This window comes from uncultured Campylobacter sp. (assembly GCF_938018035.1).
Classification (GTDB): Bacteria; Campylobacterota; Campylobacteria; order Campylobacterales; family Campylobacteraceae; genus Campylobacter_B.
On record NZ_CALIJF010000334.1, the window covers coordinates 1 to 1,031 of the forward strand.

Annotated in this window: 2 protein-coding genes; both read right to left on the reverse strand. The window is 41.0% G+C overall.

Features of this window, described 5'->3' with window-relative positions; all coding sequences use genetic code 11:
* Positions 1–187 precede the first annotated feature (187 nt).
* Positions 188–757, reverse strand: a complete 570-nt coding sequence (locus Q0257_RS10285) for a hypothetical protein (protein WP_298024589.1) — start codon at positions 755–757, stop codon at positions 188–190.
* A 9-nt stretch (positions 758–766) separates the two neighbouring features.
* On the reverse strand, positions 767–1,031 hold a 265-nt coding region (locus Q0257_RS10290; RefSeq protein WP_298024591.1), incomplete at its 5' end, for a hypothetical protein.

Here is a 1,031-nt window from a genome sequence, read left to right on the forward strand (position 1 = left end):
TTCAAGGCGGCCGCGCCGATCTGGAAATACGACGTAAAGGGCGGCAAAATCGAGGGCGGCAAAGTAGTAGGCGGAGATAGGATCTATGCGGCGGATCGCTCGCAGAGGGTAAAAGGCGCAGGGCTTTTGGGCTAAATTTATTATTCGAGTCTCAATTCAAAACTAGCGAAGTTACGTTTAAGTTGTTTTATAATTCTCTTATGGATTTGATCTTATATTTCCAGTTATCAATAAATTCTATTTTATCTTTTAAAACACATGAATCGGTAGGTAGCCATCCATCTGGCATCCACCTACCGAACTTTTTATTATAATACTTCCGTACTACCTTTTTCTTCCTGTCATTATACAAGCTGCACCATATCTTATATCGGAGGCCTTTGTAACCGACGTTTCTCGCATTTTTTATATCTTTGCAAGCCGTTTGCCAGGTAATATATTTTTTATCATACTCTGACGCTGCCTTGGAATAATCCAGCTTAGTTTTTCTAGGAAAAATTTCAACAATGAAATAGTTAAAATTGATTCTTCCGTCGATTCTGCCGCGAATATTGCTCTCAATGATATCAATCCACTTACCAATTGTGTTTACGCTTTTCACCAAATCTCTAGTAATAAGAACTGCGGCGGAATTACCATTTCTAATATAGCTAATATATTCTGCATCATATTTATGATTATTTACAATATTATCAGCCGTTGTTTTTACTCCATATAAAATTCCGTTATTGCAAAATTTACTTAAAAATCTACTCAAACGAAAATATTAAAATTTAAACACGTCCTTAGCTTCAGCGATGCGCTCGTTAAGGCTCGTAGCGGTATCTTCGCCGCTTGACGCACACCTAAAGATCGGCTCCAGCACCTCGGCAAAAAATCCGTTTAACCCCTCCTGCATGATCTGCGCGCCACTTTGATAGCGCGCCAGTCCCATAAATACGCCGTGTCCGATCTCGCAGAGACCGCCCGCCTCATCGGCGATAAACTTATTCAGCGCCTTGCAAACCGCAACGACCGCGCTTGCGTTTACG